This is a genomic window from Halorubrum sp. Eb13 (assembly GCF_002252895.1).
Lineage (GTDB): Archaea > Halobacteriota > Halobacteria > Halobacteriales > Haloferacaceae > Halorubrum.
Genome location: NZ_NHPE01000033.1, coordinates 75,929 through 99,227 on the forward strand (window position 1 = coordinate 75,929; position 23,299 = coordinate 99,227).

At 72.0% G+C, this 23,299-nt stretch carries 24 protein-coding genes and 1 tRNA gene; 14 read left to right on the forward strand and 11 right to left on the reverse strand.

The features are described 5' to 3' along the window. Positions 1 to 79: 79 nt before the first annotated feature. The 5 genes from DJ75_RS03615 (at position 80) to pyrF (ending at position 5,401) form a co-directional block, all read left to right on the forward strand. The gene (locus tag DJ75_RS03615) at positions 80 to 1,099 is read left to right on the forward strand and encodes an AI-2E family transporter (RefSeq protein WP_094522619.1); all 1,020 of its coding nucleotides are present in this window, start codon (positions 80 to 82) and stop codon (positions 1,097 to 1,099) included. Between the two features lie 94 nt (positions 1,100 to 1,193). Then, entirely contained in the window at positions 1,194 to 2,900 is a 1,707-nt protein-coding gene (locus DJ75_RS03620; RefSeq protein WP_094522621.1) for a succinic semialdehyde dehydrogenase, read from the forward strand. A gap of 70 nt (positions 2,901 to 2,970) precedes the next feature. Then, positions 2,971 to 3,738, forward strand: coding sequence for a hypothetical protein (locus tag DJ75_RS03625; protein ID WP_094522623.1), 768 nt, complete (start codon positions 2,971 to 2,973; stop codon positions 3,736 to 3,738). Further along, complete coding sequence (locus tag DJ75_RS03630) at positions 3,696 to 4,505, forward strand: class I SAM-dependent methyltransferase (protein WP_094522679.1); 810 nt, start codon at positions 3,696 to 3,698, stop codon at positions 4,503 to 4,505. The genes DJ75_RS03625 and DJ75_RS03630 overlap by 43 nt, the downstream gene beginning before the upstream one ends. A gap of 65 nt (positions 4,506 to 4,570) precedes the next feature. Further along, positions 4,571 to 5,401: an orotidine-5'-phosphate decarboxylase gene (gene pyrF, locus DJ75_RS03635; protein WP_094522625.1), complete on the forward strand. Its 831-nt coding sequence runs from the start codon at positions 4,571 to 4,573 to the stop codon at positions 5,399 to 5,401. Between the two features lie 36 nt (positions 5,402 to 5,437). Here pyrF and DJ75_RS18475 read toward each other — a convergent pair whose 3' ends face one another. Further along, on the reverse strand, positions 5,438 to 5,581 hold the full coding sequence (locus DJ75_RS18475; RefSeq protein ID WP_176451410.1) for a hypothetical protein: 144 nt from the start codon (positions 5,579 to 5,581) through the stop codon (positions 5,438 to 5,440). Between the two features lie 50 nt (positions 5,582 to 5,631). Between DJ75_RS18475 and trmY the strand changes: the two genes are divergently transcribed. From trmY to DJ75_RS03655, 4 genes are all read left to right on the forward strand, one after another. Next, positions 5,632 to 6,252, forward strand: a complete 621-nt coding sequence (gene trmY, locus DJ75_RS03640) for a tRNA (pseudouridine(54)-N(1))-methyltransferase TrmY (protein ID WP_094522627.1) — start codon at positions 5,632 to 5,634, stop codon at positions 6,250 to 6,252. Further along, positions 6,233 to 6,613: a CHY zinc finger protein gene (locus DJ75_RS03645; protein ID WP_094522629.1), complete on the forward strand. Its 381-nt coding sequence runs from the start codon at positions 6,233 to 6,235 to the stop codon at positions 6,611 to 6,613. Before trmY ends, DJ75_RS03645 begins: the two co-directional genes overlap by 20 nt. Positions 6,614 to 6,708: 95 nt before the next feature. Then, positions 6,709 to 6,781: transfer RNA gene (locus tag DJ75_RS03650), tRNA-Pro, on the forward strand. 438 nt (positions 6,782 to 7,219) lie between these two features. Continuing rightward, a complete protein-coding gene (locus DJ75_RS03655; RefSeq protein WP_094522631.1) occupies positions 7,220 to 7,921 on the forward strand; it encodes a TVP38/TMEM64 family protein in 702 nt (233 codons plus the stop codon). 23 nt (positions 7,922 to 7,944) lie between these two features. Here DJ75_RS03655 and DJ75_RS03660 read toward each other — a convergent pair whose 3' ends face one another. Both DJ75_RS03660 and DJ75_RS03665 read right to left on the reverse strand, forming a co-directional pair. Then, positions 7,945 to 8,367, reverse strand: a complete 423-nt coding sequence (locus tag DJ75_RS03660) for a GtrA family protein (protein WP_094522633.1) — start codon at positions 8,365 to 8,367, stop codon at positions 7,945 to 7,947. Next, a complete protein-coding gene (locus tag DJ75_RS03665) occupies positions 8,367 to 9,815 on the reverse strand; it encodes a sulfatase (protein WP_094522635.1) in 1,449 nt (482 codons plus the stop codon). The genes DJ75_RS03660 and DJ75_RS03665 overlap by 1 nt, the downstream gene beginning before the upstream one ends. A gap of 252 nt (positions 9,816 to 10,067) precedes the next feature. Between DJ75_RS03665 and DJ75_RS03670 the strand changes: the two genes are divergently transcribed. Genes DJ75_RS03670 through DJ75_RS03680 form a run of 3 tightly spaced genes read left to right on the forward strand, consistent with a single transcriptional unit; the run spans position 10,068 to position 11,837 of the window. Beyond that, on the forward strand, positions 10,068 to 11,024 hold the full coding sequence (locus DJ75_RS03670; protein WP_094522637.1) for an alpha/beta fold hydrolase: 957 nt from the start codon (positions 10,068 to 10,070) through the stop codon (positions 11,022 to 11,024). Positions 11,025 to 11,067: 43 nt separating this feature from the next. Continuing rightward, positions 11,068 to 11,394, forward strand: coding sequence for a cupin domain-containing protein (locus DJ75_RS03675; protein ID WP_094522639.1), 327 nt, complete (start codon positions 11,068 to 11,070; stop codon positions 11,392 to 11,394). Beyond that, entirely contained in the window at positions 11,394 to 11,837 is a 444-nt protein-coding gene (locus DJ75_RS03680) for a rhodanese-like domain-containing protein (RefSeq protein WP_094522641.1), read from the forward strand. Before DJ75_RS03675 ends, DJ75_RS03680 begins: the two co-directional genes overlap by 1 nt. Here the strand turns inward: DJ75_RS03680 and DJ75_RS03685 are convergent, their stop codons facing one another. From DJ75_RS03685 to gnd, 4 genes are all read right to left on the reverse strand, one after another. Then, positions 11,838 to 14,018, reverse strand: coding sequence for a PGF-CTERM sorting domain-containing protein (locus tag DJ75_RS03685; RefSeq protein WP_094522643.1), 2,181 nt, complete (start codon positions 14,016 to 14,018; stop codon positions 11,838 to 11,840). It lies immediately after the preceding gene. A gap of 217 nt (positions 14,019 to 14,235) precedes the next feature. Next, the gene (locus tag DJ75_RS03690) at positions 14,236 to 15,144 is read right to left on the reverse strand and encodes a Vms1/Ankzf1 family peptidyl-tRNA hydrolase (RefSeq protein WP_094522645.1); all 909 of its coding nucleotides are present in this window, start codon (positions 15,142 to 15,144) and stop codon (positions 14,236 to 14,238) included. Between the two features lie 411 nt (positions 15,145 to 15,555). Further along, positions 15,556 to 15,900, reverse strand: a complete 345-nt coding sequence (locus DJ75_RS03695) for a DUF5802 family protein (protein ID WP_094522647.1) — start codon at positions 15,898 to 15,900, stop codon at positions 15,556 to 15,558. Positions 15,901 to 16,013: 113 nt separating this feature from the next. After that, the gene (gene gnd / locus DJ75_RS03700) at positions 16,014 to 17,003 is read right to left on the reverse strand and encodes a phosphogluconate dehydrogenase (NAD(+)-dependent, decarboxylating) (protein ID WP_343124404.1); all 990 of its coding nucleotides are present in this window, start codon (positions 17,001 to 17,003) and stop codon (positions 16,014 to 16,016) included. Positions 17,004 to 17,035: 32 nt separating this feature from the next. On the opposite strand from gnd, the gene DJ75_RS03705 reads away from it, so the two are divergent. Beyond that, positions 17,036 to 17,512: a cupin domain-containing protein gene (locus tag DJ75_RS03705; protein WP_094522651.1), complete on the forward strand. Its 477-nt coding sequence runs from the start codon at positions 17,036 to 17,038 to the stop codon at positions 17,510 to 17,512. Positions 17,513 to 17,559: 47 nt separating this feature from the next. Here DJ75_RS03705 and DJ75_RS03710 read toward each other — a convergent pair whose 3' ends face one another. Continuing rightward, positions 17,560 to 18,801 (reverse strand): threonine synthase, encoded by a 1,242-nt coding sequence (locus tag DJ75_RS03710; protein WP_094522653.1) that lies wholly within the window; start codon positions 18,799 to 18,801, stop codon positions 17,560 to 17,562. Between the two features lie 173 nt (positions 18,802 to 18,974). Between DJ75_RS03710 and DJ75_RS03715 the strand changes: the two genes are divergently transcribed. After that, a complete protein-coding gene (locus DJ75_RS03715; RefSeq protein WP_094522655.1) occupies positions 18,975 to 19,730 on the forward strand; it encodes a helix-turn-helix domain-containing protein in 756 nt (251 codons plus the stop codon). A 25-nt stretch (positions 19,731 to 19,755) separates the two neighbouring features. Here the strand turns inward: DJ75_RS03715 and gcvPB are convergent, their stop codons facing one another. From gcvPB to gcvH, 3 genes are all read right to left on the reverse strand, one after another. Then, positions 19,756 to 21,186 (reverse strand): aminomethyl-transferring glycine dehydrogenase subunit GcvPB, encoded by a 1,431-nt coding sequence (gcvPB, locus tag DJ75_RS03720; protein WP_094522657.1) that lies wholly within the window; start codon positions 21,184 to 21,186, stop codon positions 19,756 to 19,758. Next, positions 21,187 to 22,515, reverse strand: coding sequence for an aminomethyl-transferring glycine dehydrogenase subunit GcvPA (gene gcvPA, locus DJ75_RS03725; protein WP_094522659.1), 1,329 nt, complete (start codon positions 22,513 to 22,515; stop codon positions 21,187 to 21,189). A 177-nt stretch (positions 22,516 to 22,692) separates the two neighbouring features. Continuing rightward, on the reverse strand, positions 22,693 to 23,076 hold the full coding sequence (gcvH, locus tag DJ75_RS03730; protein WP_094522661.1) for a glycine cleavage system protein GcvH: 384 nt from the start codon (positions 23,074 to 23,076) through the stop codon (positions 22,693 to 22,695). Positions 23,077 to 23,299 lie beyond the last annotated feature (223 nt).

Here is a 23,299-nt window from a genome sequence, read left to right on the forward strand (position 1 = left end):
AGCCGCAATCGTCGCCGTCGCCGCGTCCCCGCCCCCGCACCGTCGGAATGACTTTCAGCCGTCGCCGCGACGGGAAGCCATGATACTCTCTCGCTCTCGGGTCCTCGGCGCGCTCCTCGTCGCGACGGCCGTGATCGCGGCGTTCGTGCTGGCGGAGGTGCTCCGGACCGTCGTCTTCGCGATCACGTTCGCGTACGTCCTCTACCCCCTTCGGAAGCGACTCGTCGGTCGAGGGCTGTCGCGCCGGGTCGCCTGCGCCGCGTCCACCGTCCTCGCCTTCCTCGCCGCCGCGCTCCTCGTGGTCCCGCTGCTGTACGTCCTGTACCGGCAGCGGTCCCGACTGATCGACCTGCTGGGACAGATCCCCGACGTCCTCGTCGTAGAGGCGCTGGGTCTCCGGTTCCCCATCGAGGCGGCGCCGGTGGTGTCGGCCGTCCGGATCGCGCTCCGAGACCTCGCGCTCGCGATCACCGCCGCGGCGCCGCGGCTCGCGCTCGAACTCATCGTGTTCACCATCCTCGTGTACGGGCTCCTCCTCCGGCCGGACGCGGTCGGCACTGCCGTGTTCAAGATAGTACCCCCCGAGTACCGCGACATCCCGATGCGGCTGCACCGCCGGACGCGCACGACGCTGTACTCCATCTACATCCTCCAGGCGGCCACGGCCGCCGCGACATTCGTCCTCGCGCTCGCGCTGTTCGCGCTCCTCGGGTACCGCTCGCCGGTCCTGTTGGCCGTCATCGCCGGCGTCCTCCAGTTCGTTCCCGTCGTCGGGCCCAGCGTGCTCGTCGTCGCGCTGGGCACTGGCGACCTCCTGATCGGGGAGACGACGCGAGCGATCCTCGTGGTTGTCTTCGGGCTCGGCGTCGTCTCCTTCGTCCCGGACGCGGTGATCCGGACGCAGCTCGCCGACTGGACGGGGAAGATATCGCCCGGGCTCTACCTCGTCGGCTTCGTGGGGGGCATCCTCACCGTCGGCGCGGTCGGGATCATCGTCGGGCCGCTCGTCGTGTCGCTCCTGCTGGAGATCATCGAGATGCTCTCCGAAAACGAGGGCACGTCGACCCCGGTCGAGCCGGCGACTGGCGCGCCGAAGTGACCGGCGAGTGGCTTGCCCCCGGTCCCGACCGGACCGGTCGGCGGCCGGGCCACCGGCACGGCTTTCCCGCTCCCGACCCTCCTTTTGACAACCGATGTCCTCGACGGACCCGCCGTCCCAGACGGCCGCGCCCGCCGCGCTCGCGGACGCGCCTCACCTCTCGACGCGACGGCTCGACGACCTCGCGGATCGCGCGCGTCGCGCGGCGCCCGCGGATTCGCCAGCATCGACTGACTCGTCCGGCGACGGCGAACCGCCCGCGGACGGCGACACGTCCGGCGAGAGCGACGCGCTCGACGTGTTCGCGCCGGCGACGACCGAGCGACTCGGCTCGGTCCCGGCCTGCGACGCGGCCGACGTCGCCGCCGCGGTCGAGCGCGCCCGGTCGGCGCAGGCAGAGTGGGAGGCAGTCCCCGCGACCGAGCGCGCGGCCCTCATCGACCGGTTCGGCGACCTCGTCTTGGAGCACCGCGAGGAGCTCCTCGACCTCCTCCAGCTGGAGACCGGGAAGTCCCGGCGGACCGCGGTCGAGGAGCTGTTCGACGTGCCGACCGGCTGCGACTACCTCGCGGACGAGGCGCCCGGCGCGCTCGCCGAGGAACGCCGGCGCGGGGTCATGCCCGGGTTCGCGACCGCGACGGTCACCTACGACCCGGTCGGCGTCGTCGGCGTCGTCTCGCCGTGGAACTACCCGCTGACGCTGTCGATGGCCGACGCGCTCCCGGCGCTCGCCGCGGGCAACGCGGTCGTGGTGAAACCCGACGAGAAGACGCCGTACGGGGCCCTCGCGCTCTCAGAGCTCCTGGAGGTCGCCGGGCTTCCCGACGACCTCTTCCAAGTCGTCACCGGCGAGGGGCCGACGGTCGGGCCCGCGCTGATCGACGCGGTCGACTACGTGGCGTTCACCGGGAGCACCGAGACGGGTCGGACCGTCGCCGAGCGCGCGGGCCGGAACCTGATCGACTGCTCGCTGGAGCTCGGCGGCAACAACCCGCTCGTCGTGCTCGACGACGCCGACGTCGACGAGGCGGCCCGCGGTGCGATCGACGCCTGCTTCTCGAACGCCGGGCAGCTCTGCCTCTCGGCCGAGCGGATCTACGTCGAGGAGTCGGCCTACCGGCCGTTCCGCGACGCGTTCGTCCGCGAGACGGAGGCGCTCACGCTCGGCACGGGCTACGACTACGACGCGGACCTCGGCTCGCTGATCGACGCCGACCAGTTGGACCGCGTCCGGAGTCACGTGGACGAGGCCCGCGAGGCGGGCGCGACCGTCGAAACGGGCGGGGCCCACCGGCCGGACGTGGCGCCGTACTGCTACGAGCCGACCGTCTTGACGGGCGTCGAGCCGGACGCGACGGTCGCCTGCGAGGAGACGTTCGGACCGGTCGTCGTCGTGACGCCCGTCCCGGACGCGGCCGCCGCGGTCGCCGCCGCCAACGACTCGCCGTTCGGCCTCAACGCGAGCGTGTGGACCGGGGACCGCGAGCGCGGCGCGGCGGTCGCCCGCGAGATCGACTGCGGCACCGTCAACGTCAACGACGGCTTCCTCGCGACGTGGGGCGCGGCCGACGCGCCGATGGGCGGGTTCGGCGACTCGGGGCTCGGCCGCCGCCACGGTCCGGAGGGGATCCGGCGGTACACGGAGTCGCGGACGGTGGGGGTGTCCCGCGTCGGCCCGCTCGGCTTCCCAGACCGGATCCCGACCGACTGGTTCGTCCGCGGCGCGTTCGCCGCGACCGCGCTCGGCCGGAAGGCGAGTCGGGGCGTGCGACGGCTGAAAGCGCGGATCGGGCTGCGATAACCGGAGGGTATCGGGTCGGCGACGGCGCGGCGACCTGCGGATTCAAGACCGTCGCCCGCCACGTGAAAGCATGGCAGGACCGGACCCCGCCGAACTGCGGCGGGTCGTCGACGCGTTCCCCGCGGCGGCCGACGGCGACGCGAGCGGCCGAATCGACGACCTCCTCGACGGGACGTACGGCAGGCTGAGACGCGACTGGTACCCCGAACTGGAGCGGCTGACCGAGACGTACGCCGACGGCGACGTCCTCCGCGAGGACGTGCTCGAACACGTCGAGGCGGTGCCGTCGTTCCGCCTCTCGGACGGCGCCGCGCCCCTCCCGGAGAAGCGCCGGGCGCTCGCGGCGGCCGACGAAGCGGCCGACGAGGTGGCCGAGATCGCCGGATGGTACGCGACGCTGCGGTCGATGCTCGACGACGACCCCGACGACCTGACCCGCTTCGAGCGGCTGCTCCACGGCTTCGGCTACGTCCTCGCGCACGGGCTCTTCCTCGGCGCGTCGTCGCCGAAGCGCGTCGTCCGGCGGCTCCGGCTGGCGTACCGGTCCGTGGGCGTGAGCATCGACGGGACCGACAGCGAGGCCGGCGCGGAGCGGACCGAGTTCACCTGTCCCTACCGCGGCGTGGGCGCGCGGGTCTACGGCGAGAAGTGGGTCTGCCACGAGAAGCTCGACCGCGTCGACGACGGCTACGTGACGTACCTCGGAGAGCGGGGGATCGACTACCAGCGGCCGCGGGACTGCGACGGGAGCGAGCGGTGTTACTCCACGGTCGCGCGCGACGGGCCGGAGCTGTGGTGGCCGAAGACCGCGCCCGCGGCGGTCCGCGCTCGGTCGTGACCCGGGACCGTCGACGGTCGCGACCGCGGGCCCGAGCGGGTGAGGGGAGCGGGGCGAGCGGAGCGCGCTCGGGCGACGGCTCACCCGAGGCGGCCGACGACGAGCGCGTCGCGCGGCGGATCCAACGCGGCTACGGTGCGTGGGCGCGGGTGTACGACTGGTTCGCGCGAGCGACCGCGTCGGTCGGGGGCGTGCGGACGGGGTGCGTCCGCGCGCTCGACCTCGACCCCGGAGACACCGTCGTCGAGTTCGGCTGCGGCCCCGGCGTCAACGTCCCGGCGCTCCGGGAGGCCGTGGGCCCGACCGGGCGCGTCGTCGGCGTCGACATCACCGGCGCGATGCTCGGCCGGGCCCGCGGACTGGCGGAGCGGCGGGGGTGGGAGAACGTCGAGTTCGTGCGGGGCGACGCGACCGACCCGCCGGTCCGGTCGGCCGACGCGGTGCTCGCGACGTTCGTCACGTCCCTGTTCCCCGACCCGTACGCGGTCGTGAGCGACTGGTGCGGGCTGGCCGACGCGGTCGTCGTCGCGGCGTTCGCGCCGCGGGGGAACCGACCCGCGAACGCCGCTCTCGCCGGCTTCGCGCGGGTGAACGGGCGGCTGTTCGACCTGGACTCGGACGACCCGCTCGACCGACTGGACGCGCGGACGACGGCCGCGCGGCGGGCGCTCGCGGACAACGCGGAGACGGTGACCGAGGAGCGGTACCTCTTCGGGACGATCACGGCGTACGCCGGGCACGGTCGTGCGGTCGCTCCGGGTGAGTGACGGACGACCGAAGGGAGCCCGAGCGGAACGCAACGTTTAGCGCGCCCCCGGCCGCAGTGGCGGGCATGAGCTTCTTCGAGACGCTCGCGGCCCGGATCGAGTCGACGGACAGCGTCGTCTCGGTCGGCCTCGACCCGGACCCGAGCCGGCTCCCCGACTCCGTCGCCGACGCCGACCTGCCGCGGTGGGCGTTCAACCGCCGGATCATCGACGCGACCCACGAGCACGCCGCGTGCTACAAGCCCAACGCCGCGTTCTACGAGGACGCCGACGGCTGGCGCGCGCTCCGGGAGACGATCGCCTACGCCCACGGCAGGGACGTCCCGGTCCTGCTCGACGCCAAGCGCGCCGACATCGGTAACACCACGCGGCGGTACGCCGCGGCGCTCGACGACGCCGACGCGATCACGGTGAACCCGTACCTCGGTCGCGACTCCCTCCAGCCGTTCCTCGACCGCGCGGAGAAGGGCGTCTTCGTCCTCTGTCGCACCTCGAACCCCGGCGGGAGCGACCTCCAGGACCTCGAACTCGCCTCGGGCGAGCCGCTCTACGAACGGGTCGCGGCGCTCGCGGACGTGTGGAACGCGAACGACAACGTCGGCCTCGTGGTCGGCGCGACCGCCCCCGAGGAGCTGGCCGAGGTCCGCGAGATCGTCCCAGAGATCCCCTTCCTCGTCCCCGGCGTGGGAGCGCAGGGCGGCGACGCTGAGGCCGCGGTCGAACACGGGCTCGCCGACCGCCCGGACGCCGCCGTCGACGTGGGGCTCGTCAACTCCTCGCGCGGGATCGTCTTCGCCGGCGAGGAGTCGAGCCGCCCGGACGACGAGGCGACGTACTTCGGCGCCGCGGGCGACGCGGCCAAGCGGCTCAAAAAGCGGCTGAACCGACACCGGTAGGCGGTCCGTCGACGACCGGCCGGCTTCGGGGCCGAGTCACTGCCGGCGGCCCTGCGTACACGCCGTGCAGAGGCCGGCGTCGTCGCTCCAGTGGTCCTCGCAGACGGCCCGCCCGCACTGCGGACAGCCGTGGCGCGCCGGCGCGGCCTCGCAGATCTGACAGAGCCCCGTAACGCTCATACGGATCGTCGGGTCGGGTCGCTTATGAGTGTCGGGGGCGACCCCCGCGTATGCGCCAGTTCGTCGCCATCGGTCACGAGGTCCCGACCGACCCGGACGAGGTCTCGCTGTCGGACCTGCCCGGCGCGGGCCGGCTGGACCTGCTCTGTCGGTGCGTCGCGAGCGGCGTCTTCCTCTCGCACGGGATCCGCGAGTCCGTGCGGGTCCACCTCGTCGTCGCCGACGAGCTGACGGTCAGCTTCGACTCGGACAGCCTCCGCCACCTCCACCCGGACGAGCGCAACGTCGCCGCGCGGATCCGAGACGCGCTCGCCGCGAAGGCGGACGCGATCGGCCACATGCCCGCGGACGTCTCGCCGGGCGTCGAACTCCGCCGGATGGGACTGGAGGCGACGCTGGACCGGCTGCTCGACGCGGGCGGCACCGGCGCGTCCGTCGACCCGACGCTCGTCCAACTCCACGAGGACGGCGACCCCCTCGTCGACGCCGCCCCGCCGACCGATCCCGTGTTCGCTCTCTCCGACCACCGCGACTTCACCGACGGGGAGGAGGAACTGCTCGCGGAGCGCGCGGAGCGCCGCGTCCGCGTCGGTCCCGAACTGCTCCACGCCGACCACGCGGTCTCGGTCGTCCACAACTGGCTCGACACCGATGGGTACGAGTCCTACTGATCGCCGGACGACGACCGCGCCGGCGACCGACGACCGGTTCGCGGTCCCGCTGCGAGGCGTCGCCGTCGACTCGGAGACGCGGTGCGCGCACTGGGACGACCCCGTGGACGTGATCGCGCTCCGCTTCGGCTGCTGTGCGACGTACTACCCCTGCGACGCCTGCCACGACGCCGCGGCGGACCACCCGGCCGAGCCCTGGCCCCGCGACCGCTTCGACGAGCCGGCGGTGCTCTGCGGCGTCTGCGGCGCGACCCTCTCGGCCCGCGAATACCTCGACTGTGACGACGACGCCTGTCCGCGGTGCGGCGCCGATTTCAACCCCGGCTGTCGCGAGCACCGGGACCGGTACTTCGAGGCGTGACCCGGCCGTTCGTCGGGAGCCGACCGGTCGGCGACCCGGAGCCCGCTTCCGACATTCGGAAAGGTTAAAAGAACGAACGGCCTTCTGTCGCATGCGGGCCGGTGGGGTAGCTTGGTATCCTTCGGCCTTCGGGTGGCCGTAACCACGATTCAAATTCGTGCCGGCCCATTTTCACCCCACTTCGCAACGACGAGCGCTAGCGAGGAGTCCGTAGTGGGGTGAAGCTGCCGCCGGGCGAATTTGAATCAGGGAGCAACTCTCCGATTTGCGACCGTGATTCAATATTCGTGCCGGCCCACTTCTCCCGCATTTCACCCAGCTAGCGACCGCGTTCGGGTGGCCGTAACCACGCCCTCGCGAGCGAAGCGAGCGAGGGACGACGAGTCGCACGCCCGGGAAGCGACCGACGGGAGCGACCCGGACCGTCTCGTCCGTATTCGAATTCGCGCCGGCCCACGTCTCCCGCATCCGTCTGTCGACCCCGCAGCGACGCCTCGCCGACCCTGGGCGGCTCGGTCCGCCCGTTTCGAACGCGGTCTCACGCTCCGCTGTCCGAACTCCGGTTTTAACAACCTTCAAGTCCACCGCTAGCCGGATACAACACGAATGAGACTCTTCGCCTCGGCGTCGGACAGACGGCGGGGGATCCTCGCGGTCGTCGCCGTCCTGCTCGCGTTCGTGGGCCTCTACCTCCTCGTCCGGGAGTACTTGGGGTTCATCACGAACGCCGAGGCCCTGCGGGTGTGGCTCCGGCAGTTCGGCGTGCTCGCTCCGCTCGTGTTCATCGCCATCCAAGCCCTCCAAGTGATCGTCGCGCCCATCCCGGGGCAGGTCGTCGCACTCGTCGCCGGCTACCTCTTCGGCCCCTTCTGGGGCACGGTCTACAGCGTCACCGGCGTCCTCATCGGGAGCGCCATCGCCTTCTCGCTCGCGAAGCGGTACGGCCGGTCGTTCGTCGAGGACGTGCTTCACCCGGACGTGGTCGCCCGCTTCGACGAGTTCGTCGACACGGTCGGCGTCCCGGGGCTGTTCGCGTTCGTCATCATCCCCGGCCTCCCCGACGACGCGATCTGCTTTTTAAGCGGTCTCACGAAGTGGAAGCTCCCCACGTTCATCGCCGTGATCAGCGTGGGTCGCCTTCCAGCGTACGTGTTCACCGTCTACGCCGGCGGCCAGCTCGCGAGCGGGCGGTTCCTCTCCGGGTTCGGGCTCATCCTCACGGTCGTCCTCGCTTCCGTGGTCGGTTACTACAAGCAGGAGGCGATCCGCGACGTCCTCGCCCGGGTCGAACCGCGGCTTCCTTTTTAAGAGGTCCCCTGACTGGTCCCGGGTCAACCCCAAGTCCACCGCCGGTCGAGGACGAACCGGTAGACCCCGCTGAGCAAGATGGCGACCGCGTTCGCGATGAGATACAGGATTCCGCCCCACTCCACGAGCGCGTAGAGGACGCCGAGCTGGATCGGGATGGCGGTCCCGCGGACGAGGTTCGTCTTCGCCAGCCCGGAGAGGTACTCGATCGTGCCCGTGTTCTGGCTCGCTTCGAACGTCCACGCGTTGTTGAACACGTACGAGAGAATGATCGTGATCTCGATGGCGACCGCCGCGCCGATCAGGTAGTTGATCCCGGCGGCGTCGACGAACAGCCAGAGCAGCCCCATCTGAATCCCCGCTGTGAACGCGCCGACGGTGACGAACCGGCGCATTTGGACGGCGATCGGTCCGCTGACGAGGTTGCGGAGGATCGCCCGGACCATCACCGATAGCCGAGCGCCTCGAGCCGGGCCTCGAGGTCCTCGTCGACCTCGTCGTCCCCGGCGGCGTCCCCCTCCCGGTCGCGGAGCTCGGCGACGTGGTCCGCGGCGATCGGCGCGAAGCGCTCGACGACGGCCAGCTCCTCGTCGGTCGGGTCCGCGGACAGGTCCTCCTGCTGGGTCGGGTCCGAGGGACGGTGGTACAGCTCCGTCTCGCCCGTGTCCGCGTTCTCGACGTACGTCCACTCGGCGTCACGGACGCTCACGAGGAGGTCGCCGTCGGCCATCGACCGCGGGATCGGCTGCTCGGTCACCTCCTCGCCGCGGACGGTCACGGAGACGACGGGCTCCTGATCGGGGTCGGCGTCCCCTCGGACCGCGGGCGTCACCGACTCCCCGCGCCACTCCGGCGGCGACTCGATGCCGAGCAGGTCGGCCACGGTCGGCGGGATCGCGTCGAGGCCGACGTGTTCGGAGACGCGCCCGCCGTCCTCGCCGGGGACGTTGACGATGAACGGGACGCGGATCAGCTCGTCGTACAGCTTCGGGTAATGCGCGAGGTGGCCGTGTTCCTGGAACTCCTCGCCGTGGTCGCCCGCGACGACGATCGCGGTCTCGTCGGCGACGCCGGCCGCCTCCAGGGCGTCGAGCAGCCGGCCCACGCTGGCGTCCACCTGTCGCACGGTCGCCTGGTACAGCGTCCGGAGGTCGCGGAGGGTCCGCTCGCCAACCTCGAGTCCGAGGCTCGTGCGGGTGTGCGCGTGGAGCATCCGGTGGGTCCCGACGAGCCCGTCGGACACCTCGCGGATGTACCGCGGCGCCGGGACGTACGGCGTGTGCGTGTCCATGTAGTGGGTCCACAGGAAAAACGGTCCGTCGGCGTCGTCGATGAACTCCGTCGCGGCGTCCTCGACGTCGAACATGCGCGAGGCATCGAGGAAGGGGCGGTCGTCGCTCTGGCCGCTGACCTTGGACTTGAGTCGGCGGAACGGCGAGGCGAGCAGCTGGATCCACGCTTCGACCGTCGGGTGGGCCGCGAGATACCGGCTGTACCGGCTCGACCCGACGCTGGTGACGAACGGCTCGAACTCGTCGAACCCCTCGGGGTACCCCCAGTGAGACGTGAGGAAGCCGTTGGCGGCGTTGAAGCCGCCGGTTTCGATCCGCGCCTCCGAGAGCACCGAAGCCAGCGTCCGCGCGCCGGTCACGCCGATGTCGTCGTTCCGGGCGAAAACGGGTTCGGACGCGAGGATCGACGGGAACGAAAAGGGCGTCCAGTTTCCGGTCGCGAACGCCCGGTCGAACGTCGTTCCGTCGTCGGCGAGGTCGTCGAGTACCGGCGAGATCCGATCGGTGTCGTACGGTGCTATCGCGTCGGCTCGCAGCGAATCTATCGTGACGAGAACGACGTTCGATACGGTCTCGTCCGCGTGTGAGGTGTCCGGTGCCATGTTATGCGGTGGGTGTCTCCGTCGTCGCGACGCCGCGGGACGGCCCGACCGGTCGGACCGCGAATTTTCGGCGGCCCGACTGGGGCGCGGATCTCCGTTGACGCGGTGAGCCGGCGGCCGGCCCGCGTCTCGTCGAGCCGCGCGTCAGCAACACGAGTATACCCCAGAGAGCGCTTGCCAACGGCTTGAGGATTTCGATCTCGGAGACGGCGGGAGCGTAGCTATTTGCCGCGGGCCCGCGAAGGGGCAGATATGAGCGATGCGACGACCGAGGCGGTCCGCGGCGTCGACGCCCTCGACGCCGACGTCCCGGGCGACGAGATTCCCGAGTCGGTGCCGGCCGAGTCGCGGGCCGTGGAGACGAACGGCGTCCGGCTCCACGTCGTCGAGGCGGGGCCGGAAGACGGGAAGCTGCTCGTCCTACTCCACGGATTCCCGGAGTTCTGGTACGGCTGGCACGAGGCGATCGCGACGCTCGCCAGCGCCGGGTACCGCGTCGTGGTCCCGGACCAGCGCGGGTACAACCTCTCGGAGAAACCGCCGGCCGTGAGCGACTACCGGATCGACGAGCTCGCCCGCGACGTCGTCGGCATCGTCGACGCGTACGGGCGGGACACCGCCGCCGTCGCCGGCCACGACTGGGGGGCGGCGGTGGGGTGGTGGCTCGCGCTCCACCACGCCGACCGCGTCTCCGAATTCGTCGCCGCGAACGTCCCGCATCCGACCGTCTTCGAGGAGACGCTCCGGAGCTCGTGGGACCAGCGGCTCAAGAGCTGGTACGTGCTCGCGTTCCAGCTCCCGAAGCTCCCCGAGGCGGTCGCCAGCGCGGGCGACTGGCGGCTGGCCGTCCGCGGGCTCCGCGACTCCAGCAACCCCGGCACGTTCGGCGACGAGGACGTTCGTCGCTACCGCCGCGCGTGGAACCGCGAGGGCGCCTTCGAGGCGATGGTGAACTGGTACCGGGCGATCGTTCGAGACCGGCCAACTCCGGAGCACACCCGCGTCGAGGTCCCGACGCTGGTGATCTGGGGCGCGAAGGACCGCTTCCTCACCAAGCGAATGGCCGGCCGGAGCGTGGAGCACTGCACCGACGGTCGGCTGTTGACCCTTGACGCCGCGACGCACTGGGTCGTCCACGAGGAGCCGCACCGGGTCGCGGAGGCGATCGCCGAGCACGCGGACCCGCTCCCGCCCGGCGCGCGCGAGTGACCTCGCCACGGACCTTTTATACCGACGGCCACCACCGTGAGGCATGACGCTCGACAGATACGCGGACGCCGTCGCCGACCTCGACCCCGCGCCGGGCGAGGTGGAGACCGCCGAGCTCGTCGTCACCGACGACGTGCTCGTCAAGGCGTTCGTCCTCGGCCCGGACGCCGCCGTCGACCCGCACGAACACGCCGACTCGACCAACGTCTTCCACGTTATCGAGGGGGAGCCGACGGTCGTCAGAGACGACGCCGAGGAGGCGCTCTCGGCGCCCGCGGTGGTCCCGAACGAGCGCGGCGAGGTCCACGGCGCGCGCAACGAGACCGACGAGCGAGCCGTGCTCACGGCGAGCCTCTGCCCGCTCCCCTGATGGACGGTGAGGTCGACCCCGAGGAGCTCGCGGCGCTTCTCGACGAAGAGGACGGAGCCGACGGCGACGCGGACGGGAGCGAGGACGACGAGGGCGGTCTCCGGATCGTCGACATCCGCGACCGGCGGGCGTTCGACCGCGGCCACCTCCCCGGCAGCGAGTGCGTTCCGTTCCCCGAGCTGACGACCCGCGTCGAGGGCCTGACCGGCGCCTCGCGGATCGTCACCGTCTGCCCGCACGGGATCGCCAGCCGGCAGGCCGCACAGCTGATCGGGAGCTACGCCGGGATCGGGGACGCGCGCGTCGAGAGCCTCCGCGGGGGCGTCGAAGCGTGGCAGCGCGACGTCGGCGAGTTAGAGACGACGGACGGGGAGAGCGGCGAGGCCGGCGAGGCCGACGAGCGCGACGGCGGGACCGACGAAGGGCCCGACGCCCCATTCTGATCAGGGGCGGCGCCGGCCGAACGTCACGGCGGCGACGATCAGCGCGAGCACGGCGGCGACGGGACCGAACCCGGGGACGCCGTCGTCGGTCGCGCCGGCGACGGGGCCGTTCCGCTCGACGGTGACGGTCGTCGACGCCCCGTCGACCGGGCCGACGACGCTCACGTTCGCTTCCCGATCGCCGCCGATCACGCGGGTGCCTCCCGACTCCCCGAGCGTGACGTTCCGAGCGACGGTCGTTTGGTCGCCGGAATCGAGTCTGACGGGCGCGGTGGCGACCGTCTCCCCGTCGACGCGGAACTCGACGTCGGCGCCCGCGGGGAGCCTCGCGTCGTTTCCGACGGTCGCGGTGACGCGGACCGGGTCGCCGGCGGTCACGCGCTCTGCGGCGGTCGAGACGCCGCGAACCGACGGCGGCGCGGGCTCCGAGACGACGACCGTCAGCCGCTCGCCGGCGACCCGGACCGCGTGTTCGCCGGGCTCCGCGAAGGCGCGCTCGAAGCGCACCGTGGTCTCCGCGCCCGCGTCGACCGTGCCGGTCCGCGTCGCGACCGCGTCGCCGTCGACGGTCAGCGCGAGGTCGTACTCGCCCGCGACGCCGCCGGTGTTGGCGACGTCGACCGCCGCCGCGAGCGTCTCGCCCGCGACGAGTTCCACGGGGCCGCGGGCGACGGGACGGTCGCGGTACTCGCCGGTCGCCCGGACGCCGTCGTCGGCGAGGGCGTAGCCGACCTGCGCCGGCGTCTCGCCGAACGCCTCGGCGTGGGCCCCGCGGTCCCACGTCTCCGCCGTCGCCCGCGTGGTCGTCAGGCGCTCGGCCTCGGCGCGGACCGCCGCCGCGGTCTCAGCGTCGGCCCCCTCGGCCGCGGCCGCCTCGATCGCGTCGAGGATATCCTCGTTGGTGACCGGTCCGTCAGCGGCGTTCAGCTCGCGGAGGACCGTCGCCAGCGAGGCGCTCCCGTTCGTCGCGACGCGGAGCCGACGGTCGATCTCGCCCGCGACGAGCGCCCCCTTCGTGTAGTCCGGGTTCCGCTCCCACGTTCCGGGGTCAGCGAGCACCGCGGAAGCGTCGGGGTCGCGCTCGCCGCGCGCCAGCGTCCGCTCGAACTCCTCGAAGTCGGCGGCGCCGCGGTCGAGCGCGAACAGCGCGGCGTAGTAGGTCGCGCTCGCCTCGGTGATCCACCGGCCGCTCGCGTCGGTCCGGTACGCTTGCCCGGTGTGGACGTACTCGTGGGTCCAGACGTCGGTCGCGGTACCCGCCGGCTCCGCGTCCCGGACCCACAAGTCGGCGTCGCCGACCTGGAGCCCGCGGACGCCCCACCCGACGTCGCCGGTGGGCGCCGCCACCGCGAACACCGTTTCGTCTCGCGCGCCGACCTGCAGCGCGGTCGACGCCGACTCGAAGACGCCGAACACCTCCTCGGGAGGCGCTTCGAGGTCGGCCGCCGCGGGGACGATCAGCCGGTAGCGCTGGCCGCCGGCCTCGCGGACGTGCTCCTCGTAGGGGCCGAGGAACGCCATCGCCTGCGATGCGACTCCCTCGCCGTCGACGGCGTTCTCGCGCGTCAGCCGGACCTGTCCGTCGTACCGGCCGGTGTACGACCAGCTCGCTCTCGTCCGCGGCGTCCGGACCAGCGCCCACTCGCCCGCGTCGACGAACCGGTAGGAGCCGCGGGCGCCGAGCGGGCCCGCCTCCTCGACGGTGTCGTTCGCGTCCATCGCGTAGGTGAGCGAGGGGGTCGCCGTCTCCCCGTCCCACGCCCACGTCGATCCGTCGGCGCCGGCGTCGTCGGCCGGCTCGAAGCCGTCGGGCTCGACCGCGGCGTCGTTCGCGCTGAGGAGTGTCACTCGAAGCTCCGTGACGCGGTCGGGGATCTCCGCCCGCGTCGTGACCCCGACCGTTCCGCGTTCGTCGGTCGCGAACAGCTCGTTTCGCAGGCGGATCGCGTCGGAGTCGTCGGCCTGAGCCGTCCGAGCGGCTCGGTCGGCGGCGGACGAGACGCTCTCGCCCCCGTCGAGCGACGCGGGACCGACCGATCCGTGGGAGACGTGCTCGGCAGCGCCCGCACGCTCCCCGACCGCCGCGCTCCCGGCGGCCGGCAGCGCGGCCGCGAGCGGCATCGCGACGAGGAGGACGGCGAGAACAGACCGAACCGCGGGATCCGACCCCGACCGTGTCATGGATCCACCACCGTGCGACGCCGACAAATGCCTGTTCCTCTCGGCGGGAACACGCGTCGCTCCCGAGCCCGGACGCGAGACATAAAAAAGCCGATCGACGAGGGGGGGAGAGGGAGCGTGTGTTGTCCCTCCACGCCATAATTCGCCTTCGAGAGACATAGTTATAATCCGCATACCACCGGTCGCGGCGGACTCGCGTCCGCGTCCACGGACCGCGTCAGATCCCGTGGATCCGGGCGGTCCAGAAGTCGCGGAAGGCGTCTTCGAGGGCGGCCTTCGGCTTCCCGGTCGCGTCCGAGACGTCGGTGACGTCGGCGTGGTCGCGCACCTCGCCGAGCACGCTCCGCTCGCCGACGAGGATCACGCGGTCGACGTCGTCCGCGTCGGCGACGGCGGCCAGCTCGCGGCTCGCCTTCTTCAGGTGGTCGGCGATCTGTCCCTCGCGGCGGCGCTCGAAGCGCCCCTGCGAGAAGCCGCCCTTCGAGTGGGCCTCCTTCACGTCGGAGGTGAACCCCTCGAAGGCGACGCGCTCGGTCCCCTCGTACGTGCCCATCGCGAACGTGTCGGAGCGGACCACGGCGAAGGCGAACCGGCCGGTCGGGCGGAACCACGTCTCCTCCAGTCGGAAGGCGTCGTCCCACCGGTCGAAGGGCTCGGGCGCGATCGGGGGCGCGATCGCCGCGCTCACGGCGCCCGAGTCGTCGGCGAGGACGACCGCGGGCGCGGCCCGTCGGACGAGTCGGGCTCGGTCACCGAACCAGTCGGAGACGCTCGTCGGCACCGCGTCGTCGCTCGGGACGAAGGCCGTGAGCAGCCCCTCCGGGTCGTCGCTCTCGACCGCCCGAAACCGGTCGAGGATGTCGGTCAGGCGGTCGCCGCGGGCGTCGCTCACGCGCCGGAACTCGACGGACGCCTCCGCGCCCTCCGTCCGACTCAGTCGCTCCTCCAGCGACTCGATCCGGTGTTCGAGCTCGTTGACGCGCTCCTCGGCGCGCTGGCGGTCGGCGACCGCGTCCGAGCGGCGCTCTTCCTCGGCCTCGGCCCGGCGTTCGAGGTGGCGCTTCTCCTCCTCCAACTCCGCGATCTTCTCCTTCAGCTCGGCGCGCCCGAGCAGCCTGTCGATCATACCCGAACGGCGACCCCCGGCGACCTAAAAGGTGCGTCTGTGGCGGGGTAGTCGCGGAATGACTTATAAATAACGGCGGTGGCGCGCCCCGGTGAGCGGCCCGGGGGGCCGCGAACCGCCGGTGCGAGGGAGTCGGTCGCCCGGAGGGCGACCGACGAGGCTGGGGAGGCGTGAGGTGCGGTCGCTGTGCGGTCGGGTGGGACTCAAAGGGGCAGTCGCGAAGACGGCGCACGCTCGTTGCGCTCCTCAGTCGCTCGTTTCACTCGCTCCCTGCGGTGCTTACGTCGCCTGCGCCGTCTTCGCGACTGGGGCTTCGGAGTTGTTTCCCGCCGATCCGCGGTCGATTATTTATAAACCACTAACTGGAGCGCAGACGCCACAGAAAACGGAATCGACAGAACCGTTCTCGTATCACGCGTTCACGTGTGGCTCCCAGCCCTCCCAGCGCAACAGCGCCTCCGCCCGATCCGCGTCCGCCAGCAGGACGTTCTTCCGGTCCGGGAGGGTCTCGTCCGCGAGCTCGTGGGGGAGCGCGAGCGTCCCGCTCGGCACGTCGTCGTCGCCGGCGACCGGGATGTGACCGGCGCCGACCTTCATCACGAGCGGCGCGTCGAGTCGCTCTACCCCCTCGCCGTCCGCGTAGAGCTGCTCGTTGACCTGCTCGTGGTCGGCCCGCCGGATGACGGCGCGGTCGCCGTCGTGGGGCTCGACGTACAGTTCCCCCAGGTAGTAGCCGCTGGAAAATCGCTCGAACATGCTATGCGTGATAACCTCTGGCACGGTAGTATATAAGCGTTACCCGGCGCGTGAGTGACGTTGATAATCGACCGCCCCGCGACGGCCGCTAAAAAATCGGAGCCGGCCGGCCGTTACGCGCCGTCCGACCGCCGCGCGACCTCGTGACGGCCGAAGCCGTACCGGAGCCGGTTGGCGAGCCGTCGAGAGAAGCGACCCTCGTTCCGCGAGTCGAACCGCTCGGCGAGCGCCTGGTAGATGAGCGGGACGGGGACCTCCTGTTCGAGCGCCTCCTCGACCGTCCACGTGCCGGTCGATCCGCCGGCGACGCGGTCGGCGACGTCGCCCAAGTCGGACCCCTCCTCGCGGAACGCCTCCTCGCACAGCTCCAGGAGCCACGACCGGATGACGGCGCCGTTGTTCCACGTCCGAGCGACCGACTCCATGTCGAGGTCGTACCGCCCCTCGGCGAGCAGCTCGAACCCCTCGCCGTACGCCTGCATCAGCGCGTACTCCACGCCGTTGTGGACCATCTTCACGTAGTGGCCCGACCCCGACTCGCCCATCCGGTCGTGGCCGTCCGGCCCGGTCGCGACCGCGTCGAAGACGGGGACGAGCGCCTCGTAGGCCCACTCGGGGCCGCCGATCATCAGGGAGAAGCCCGCCTCGGCGCTGGCGGGGCCGCCGGACGTGCCGCAGTCGAGGTAGGCGGCGTCCGTCTCCTCGGCGCGCCTGACGGATTCGTGGAACCGAGAGTTCCCCCCGTCGACGACCACGTCGTCGCCGTCGAGGTGCGGCTCCAAGTCCGCGAGGGTGGCGTCGACCGCGTCGCCGGCGGGCACCATGAGCCAGATCCGCTTCTCCTCGCCGAGCCGGTCGCAGAGGTCGTCGAGCGAGTCCGCGGGCGTCGCGCCCGCCTCCGCCGCCGTCGCGGTCGCCTCCGCCGAGAGGTCGAACGCGACCACGTCGTGACCCGCCGCCAGCGACCGGTTCACGACGATCTGCCCCATCCGCCCGAGTCCGATGACGCCGAGTTCCATGCGCGAGGGGTGGCGACCGCCCGACGTAGTGGTTCCGGTTCGGCGGCCGCCCGGCGCCGCGAGCCGACCCGCGCGACCCCCCAAACCGTTTTGCTCGCCGGCCGAGAGCCGCGCACATGGGACGCGTTACCGAGAACGAGCTCGACTGGACGGAGACGGACCGCGGCGAGACCCGGTTCCGGCGGAAACAGCTCGCCGAGGCGGCCGGCGGCGAGGGGATCGGCTGTAGCCTCTACGAGCTCCCCGCCGGGGCGAAGTCGTGGCCGTACCACTACCACGCCGCCAACGAGGAGGCGCTCTACGTCCTCGCGGGGGAGGCGACCCTCCGGCACGGCGGCGAGACGGAAGCGATCGAGGCGGGCGACTACGTCGCGTTCGCGGCCGACGAGTCCGGCGCGCACCGCGTCGTCAACGATGGCGACGAGCCGGTGCGGTACCTCGCGCTGTCGACGATGACCGAGCCCGACGTGACGGTGTATCCCGATTCCGGTACATTCGGGGTCTACGTCGGCTCGCCCCCGGGCGGCCGCGAGGAGCGCTCGTTGGAGGGGTACTACGAGACCGACGGCGACGTCGACTACTGGGAGATGTGAGCGGTGCTCGACCGACGAAGCGGCGTCGCCGCCGGTCGCTCGGGCGATCAGACGTCCTCCGCTCCGCTCTCGGCGGCCGCCTCGCGCTCGCCGAGGTGCGCTCGGAGCGCGTCGACGTCCTTGTTGCCCGCGCCGGTGTTCAGCAGGACGACGGTGTCGTCGGGGCCGAACTCCCCGGACTCCGCGAGCGCGAACGCCCCCGAGACGGCGGCCGCGCAGGTCGCGCCGACCTCCAGCCCCTCCGTCCGGGCGACATCGACCGCGGCGTCGAGGATCTCCCGGTCCGTCGTCGCTACCGCCCCGCCGTCGGACTCCCTGACCGCGTCCAGGATCAGGTGACTCGCGCCCGGGTCCGGGATCGCGATCCCGTTACAGACCGTGTCGACCTCGTCGTCGGGGACGGGCTCGTGGCTGTCGGCGCCCGCCTCGTAGGCGTCGACGACGGGCGCACAGCCGGCCGCCTGCGCGGCGTACATCGGGACGAGCCCGTCGGTCCACCCCAGATCGCTGACCTCGCGGGCCGCCTTGTGCATCCCGACCAGCCCGACGCCCCCGCCGGTGGGGTAGACGACGCCGTCGGGCGCCTCCCAGTCGAGCTGCTCGAGGAGCTCTAACGCCATCGTCTTCTTCCCCTCGTGGCGGTACGGCGTGACGAACGTCTTCGTCGAGTACCAGTCGGGGTGGTCGTCCATCGCCTCGGCGTACGCGGCCCCGGCGTCGCCGATCTGAGAGTTCCCGTCCATCGGGCCGGCCACGGTGAGCTCCGCTCCGTGGACCTCCGTCATCGCCTTCTGCGTGAATCCCGCCCGCGACGGGAGGAACACGTGCGCGTCCAGGTCCGCCCGCGCGGCGTACGCGGCCGCCGCCTGCCCCGCGTTGCCGGCGCTGTTCAGCGCGACCGCCTCGGCGCCGTGCTGGTGCGCGGCCGTCATCGCGAGCGACTGCCCGCGGTCCTTGAACGTCCCCGTCGGGTTCGCGCCCTCGTCTTTCAGCAGGACCCGCCCGACGCCCATCGCGTCGGCGAGCGCGGGACACTCGACGAGCGGCGTCGCGCCCTCCCCGAGCGACACCGCGGTCTCCGGCGCGAACGGGAGCAGGTCCGCGTACCGCCACATCGACTCGAAGGGCCGCTCCGCGAGCGCCGCGGGCGTCAGGTCGATCCGGTCGTAGTCGTACGCGGGGTCCAAGATCCCGTCGCAGTCGGGACAGCGGTGGGTCGCCGTCGCCGCGTCGAACGTCTCCCCGCAGTCGACACACGAGAGTCCGGTGAACGCGTCCGTCGTCTCCATGTGGGGCCGGTCGGCCGCGCTCGACTTCGATGCACCGATCTCGACGATCTCGGGCCGCCGACCGACTACTTAAGATCGAAACGAATGAAGGGACACCGGGAGGGAGCGAGGCGCCGTACCGTCAGACGAATGTCAAGAAACGACGGCACGAAGGCCGCCGCGAGGGGGAACCGATGAGCCGGACGCGACTGCGGCTCGACCTCCCCGCCGACTCCTGGCTCGGCGAGGCCTCCCGCTCCGCCCCCGACGCGTCGCTCCGGGTCACGGGGACCGTGGCGGGGGACGAGGGCGACGTCACCGGGCTGGCGGCGACGGGGATCGGCCGCGTCGAGGCCGTCGAGGCCCTCCGCGGTCACGACCGCGTGGACGACGTCGATATCGTCGGAGAGAGCGAGGCGGAGACGGTCGCCCGCGTGGCCGCCCCGCCCCCGTCGTACGTCGCCGCCGCCCGCCGGGCCGGCGTCCCGATCGAGTCGCCGGTCGAGGTCGCCGACGGCCGCGCGACCCTCGCGGTGATCGACGATCGCGAGCGGCTCTCGGCGTTCGGGCGCCGGCTCGCGACCGCGGGCGCGACCGTCGAGTCGACCGGCGATGACGAGCCGACCCCGGTCCTCACCGAGACGCAGCGCGACCTCGTCCGCGCCGCCGTCGAGGCGGGGTACTACGACACGCCGCGGGAGTGCACGCTCACCGAGCTCGCCGCCGACCGCGACATCGCCAAGTCGACCTGTAGCGAGACGCTCCATCGCGCCGAGGGGCAGGTGTTACGACGGTTCGTGGAGAAGGGGCCGCCGTTCGACGCCGACGGTCCCGGCTCCGGATCGGCGCTCCGGGCCCCCGGCTCGTCGATCGACGGGCTCGACGACGGGGGCGACGGCGACGCGGCCCGCGGCTCCGAGCGGACCGGCGTCCCGGTGACGGATCCGTAATCGGTCGACCCCCCGCCGCTCCCTCTCACTCGTCGTCGAGCGCCTGCCACGAGAGCCGCGGGTTCCGCGCGGCCGAGACCTGATCGATGCGGCTCGCGGCCGTCCGGTTCGGAGCCGCGTCGAGCGCCTCGTCGGTGTCGGCGTACGCGAGGTTGAACGCCTCGGCGAGGTCGTCGAGCGAGGACTGCCCCTCGATCTCGGTCGGCTCCGTCAGCATCGCCTCCGGGACCATCTCCGGCCACTTCGTCGTCGGCGGGTGGACGCCGAAGTCGAGCATGCGCTTGGCGACGTCGGCGGCGTCGCGCTCGCCGGCCGTCGCCGCGAACTCGTGGTGGAAGGGGCCGTGCGGCACGTCCAGGTCGATCCGCTCGGCGAGGTAGTTCGCGTTCAACACGGCCTTCGCGGACGCGTCCGAGAGCCCCTCGTCGCCGAGTCGGGCGACGTACGCGTACGCCTTGATCAGGACGAGCCAGTTGCCGGTGAAGCCGTGGACCTTCCCGATGGTGTTGGCGGGTTCGAAGCGCTCGTACCTGCTGGCGTTCTCGTTCTCGCGGACCTGCGGCGTGGGGAGGAACTCGGCCAACTCGTCGACGACGCCGACCGGGCCGGCGCCCGGGCCGCCGCCGCCGTGGGGGGTCGCGAACGTCTTGTGGACGTTGTAATGCATCACGTCGAACCCCATGTCGCCGGGTCGACCGCGGCCGAGCAGGGCGTTGAGGTTCGCGCCGTCGTAGTAGAGCAGCCCGCCCGCGTCGTGGACGATCTCGGCGATCTCCGTGATGTCGCGCTCGAAGAGCCCCACCGTGTTCGGGTTGGTCAACATGAGCGCCGCCGTGTCGTCGCCGACGGCCGCATCCAGCGCCTCGACGTCGACCCGCCCGTCGTCGCCGGAGGGAAGCTCGACCACGTCGTAGCCGGCGGTCGCGGCGGTCGCGAAGTTCGTCCCGTGCGCCGAGGCCGGGATCACGACCTCTGAGCGGTCGTTGCCGTGGTGCTCGTGGTACGCCTTCGCGACGAGGATACCGGTGAGCTCGCCGGCCGCGCCCGCCGGCGGCTGGAGCGTCACGGCGTCCATCCCGCCGATCTCGGCGAGGAGCTCCTGGAGCCGGTACTGGAGCTCGAGGTTCCCCTGCGTCGACCGCTCGGAGCGGTCCGGGTGGACCGCCGCGTTCGGGTCGGCCGCGACGTCCTCGGTGAACTTCGGGTTGTACTTCATCGTGCAGCTCCCGAGCGGGTACGGGCCGGAGTCGATCGCCCAGTTCATCTGCGACAGGCGGGTGTAGTGGCGGGCGATCTCCGGCTCGGAGGGCGCGGGGAGCGTGAGCTCGTCCCGCGTCAGGTCGTCCGGGAGCGGCGAATCCGCGGTCACGTCGACGGTCGCCTCTCCCTTCTCCGAGAGCAGCGGTTCCCGGACGTCCTCGTCGTCCCGGTCGTAGCTGGCCTGGTCGTGGATCACTCAGATCACCTCCTCGAACGCCGCGACGAGGTCGTCCGTCCGGGCCGCGTTCAGGTCGGTCACGCACACCTGCAGGAGATGCTCGTCGACGACGTGGACCGCGAAGCCCTCGGCCTCCAGGTCCTCGGCGATCGCCGCGGCCGGCTGGTCGACGCGCACGGCGAACTCCCGGACGTGGTGGCGGTCGTGGACCGGCGCGACGGCGCCGTTCAGCCCGTCGATCCGGTCGGCGAGCGCCGCCGACTCGCGGACGCAGTCGTTCGCGAGGTCGACGAGGCCGTCCGGCCCGAGCACCGCCGCGTGGATCGCCGCCCGGAGCGCGACCCACGCCTGGTTCGTGCAGATGTTGGAGGTCGCCCGCTCCTTCCGGATGTGCTGTTCGCGGGTCTGGAGCGTGAGCGTGAACGCGCGGTCGCCGCCGGCGTCCTCGCTCGCGCCGACGAGCCGCCCCGGCACCTGCCGGAGGAACTCGTCGCTGCAGGCGAAGATCCCGAGCCCCATCCCGTAGGCGGTCGGGAGCCCGAGCGCGTCCGCTTCGCCGACGACGACGTCCGCGCCGACGCTCGCCGGCTCCTCGAGGACCGCGAACGAGACGACGTCCGAGCCGAGGACGAACAGCGCGTCGGCGTCGGCCGCGAGGTCGCCGACCGCCGCGAGCCGTTCCTCGATACAACCGCGGACCGTCGGGTTCTCGGCGTACACCATGACGACGTCGTCGCCGACGCGCTCGGCGAGGGCGTCGACGTCGGCGTTGCCGTCGGCCATCGGGTACGGCTCGATAGCGAGGTCGGCGCCGGCGCAGTAGTTCGCGAGCACCTCGCGTTTCCCCTCGCGGAGCTGCTCCGGGACGAGGACGGTGTCGCCCGAGGTCGACCGGACCCGGTCCGCGAGCGTCGCCGCCTCGCCGAGCGCGGTCGCGGCGTCGTACATCGAGCAGTTCGCGACCGGGAGCCCGGTGAGCTCCACCAGCATCGACTGGTACTCGAACAGTGCCTGGAGGAACCCCTGCGAGATCTCGGGCTGGTACTGGGTGTAGCTCGTGAGGAACTCCGCGCGGTCCGAGAGGTGGTCGACGACGCTCGGGACGTAGTGGCCGTAGTGGCCGCGCCCGAGGAACTCCGTCAGGTCGTCGTTCCGACCGAAGATCCGCGAACACTCCGCGCGGATCTCCCGCTCCGTGCGCGGCTCGATCCCGAGATCGCCGTCGAAGGCGACGTCGTCCGGGATGTCGAACAGCGCCTCCTCGTCTTCGGCGCCGATCGCCGAGAGCATCGCCGCCGTCTCCTCGTCGGTGTGCGGCGCGTACGGAGTGCCGCTCGTTCCGCTCATCGGTCCGATCCCCCGCGTCGGCCCGCCGCGCGTCGGCTCGCTCCCGTACGTCGGTCCGCTCCCGCGCGCCCGCCGTCGCTCTGTCGTCCGGTACCGGATCGTCCGTCGAAGGGTGAGGTTCTCATTGTCGTGTGTCCGCTGGCGAGTCCCGCTCTGTCCGTTCCGCCGTCCGGTTCGCTACGCGATCTGCGCGTCGTACTCGTCGGCGTCGAGGAGCCCCTCGGCGTCGCCGCCGTCGACCGCGTCGATCTCGATCATCCACCCGTCGCCGTACGGGTCCTCGTTGACGAGCTCCGGGCGGTCGAACAGGTCCTCGTTGACGGCGACGACCTCGCCCGAGACGGGGGCGTACAGGTCCGAGACGGCCTTGATCGACTCGACGACGCCGAACGGCTCGCCCCCGGTGACCTCGTCGCCGACCTCCGGCAGTTCGACGAAGACGACGTCGCCGAGCTCGTCCTGCGCGAAGTCGGAGACGCCGACGCGGACGCTGTCGCCGCCGGTCGTGGTCCACTCGTGCGATTCCAGATACCGTAACTCGTCGGGAACTTCGAAGCTCATTGGTGAAAGGGGTCGTCGTGGGACACTCGGTCCGACCCGCACGTCCGCGCCGTGCGGTCGCGGCTGGCCCGCCCCCGGGAGACGCCGACCGGCGGGATCCGCGGTCGAGAAGTGGTCCACGACACGTGTGGTTCTCCCTTCCCGCGAGGGGAAATAAAAGGTATGTTCGCGGCCACCGCGCCGGCTTCTCGCCGCTCCGCTCGTCCGCAACGCGGGGAGGCGC

Excerpts from the sequence above, each read along its gene's own strand:
- DJ75_RS03645 (WP_094522629.1), top strand. The coding sequence starts at position 6,233 with ATGGGTACGAGTCCTACTGATCGCCGGACGACGACCGCGCCGGCGACC.
- DJ75_RS03615 (WP_094522619.1), top strand. The coding sequence starts at position 80 with ATGATACTCTCTCGCTCTCGGGTCCTCGGCGCGCTCCTCGTCGCGACG.
- DJ75_RS03665 (WP_094522635.1), bottom strand. The coding sequence starts at position 9,815 with ATGGCACCGGACACCTCACACGCGGACGAGACCGTATCGAACGTCGTT.
- DJ75_RS03695 (WP_094522647.1), bottom strand. The coding sequence starts at position 15,900 with ATGTTCGAGCGATTTTCCAGCGGCTACTACCTGGGGGAACTGTACGTC.
- DJ75_RS03690 (WP_094522645.1), bottom strand. The coding sequence starts at position 15,144 with ATGATCGACAGGCTGCTCGGGCGCGCCGAGCTGAAGGAGAAGATCGCG.
- gcvH (WP_094522661.1), bottom strand. The coding sequence starts at position 23,076 with ATGAGCTTCGAAGTTCCCGACGAGTTACGGTATCTGGAATCGCACGAG.
- DJ75_RS03625 (WP_094522623.1), top strand. The coding sequence starts at position 2,971 with ATGGCAGGACCGGACCCCGCCGAACTGCGGCGGGTCGTCGACGCGTTC.
- DJ75_RS03655 (WP_094522631.1), top strand. The coding sequence starts at position 7,220 with ATGAGACTCTTCGCCTCGGCGTCGGACAGACGGCGGGGGATCCTCGCG.
- DJ75_RS03680 (WP_094522641.1), top strand. The coding sequence starts at position 11,394 with ATGGACGGTGAGGTCGACCCCGAGGAGCTCGCGGCGCTTCTCGACGAA.
- trmY (WP_094522627.1), top strand. The coding sequence starts at position 5,632 with ATGCGCCAGTTCGTCGCCATCGGTCACGAGGTCCCGACCGACCCGGAC.
- gcvPA (WP_094522659.1), bottom strand. The coding sequence starts at position 22,515 with ATGAGCGGAACGAGCGGCACTCCGTACGCGCCGCACACCGACGAGGAG.
- DJ75_RS03685 (WP_094522643.1), bottom strand. The coding sequence starts at position 14,018 with ATGACACGGTCGGGGTCGGATCCCGCGGTTCGGTCTGTTCTCGCCGTC.
- DJ75_RS03660 (WP_094522633.1), bottom strand. The coding sequence starts at position 8,367 with ATGGTCCGGGCGATCCTCCGCAACCTCGTCAGCGGACCGATCGCCGTC.
- pyrF (WP_094522625.1), top strand. The coding sequence starts at position 4,571 with ATGAGCTTCTTCGAGACGCTCGCGGCCCGGATCGAGTCGACGGACAGC.
- DJ75_RS03675 (WP_094522639.1), top strand. The coding sequence starts at position 11,068 with ATGACGCTCGACAGATACGCGGACGCCGTCGCCGACCTCGACCCCGCG.
- DJ75_RS03620 (WP_094522621.1), top strand. The coding sequence starts at position 1,194 with ATGTCCTCGACGGACCCGCCGTCCCAGACGGCCGCGCCCGCCGCGCTC.
- DJ75_RS03710 (WP_094522653.1), bottom strand. The coding sequence starts at position 18,801 with ATGGAGACGACGGACGCGTTCACCGGACTCTCGTGTGTCGACTGCGGG.
- DJ75_RS18475 (WP_176451410.1), bottom strand. The coding sequence starts at position 5,581 with ATGAGCGTTACGGGGCTCTGTCAGATCTGCGAGGCCGCGCCGGCGCGC.
- DJ75_RS03705 (WP_094522651.1), top strand. The coding sequence starts at position 17,036 with ATGGGACGCGTTACCGAGAACGAGCTCGACTGGACGGAGACGGACCGC.
- DJ75_RS03715 (WP_094522655.1), top strand. The coding sequence starts at position 18,975 with ATGAGCCGGACGCGACTGCGGCTCGACCTCCCCGCCGACTCCTGGCTC.
- DJ75_RS03670 (WP_094522637.1), top strand. The coding sequence starts at position 10,068 with ATGAGCGATGCGACGACCGAGGCGGTCCGCGGCGTCGACGCCCTCGAC.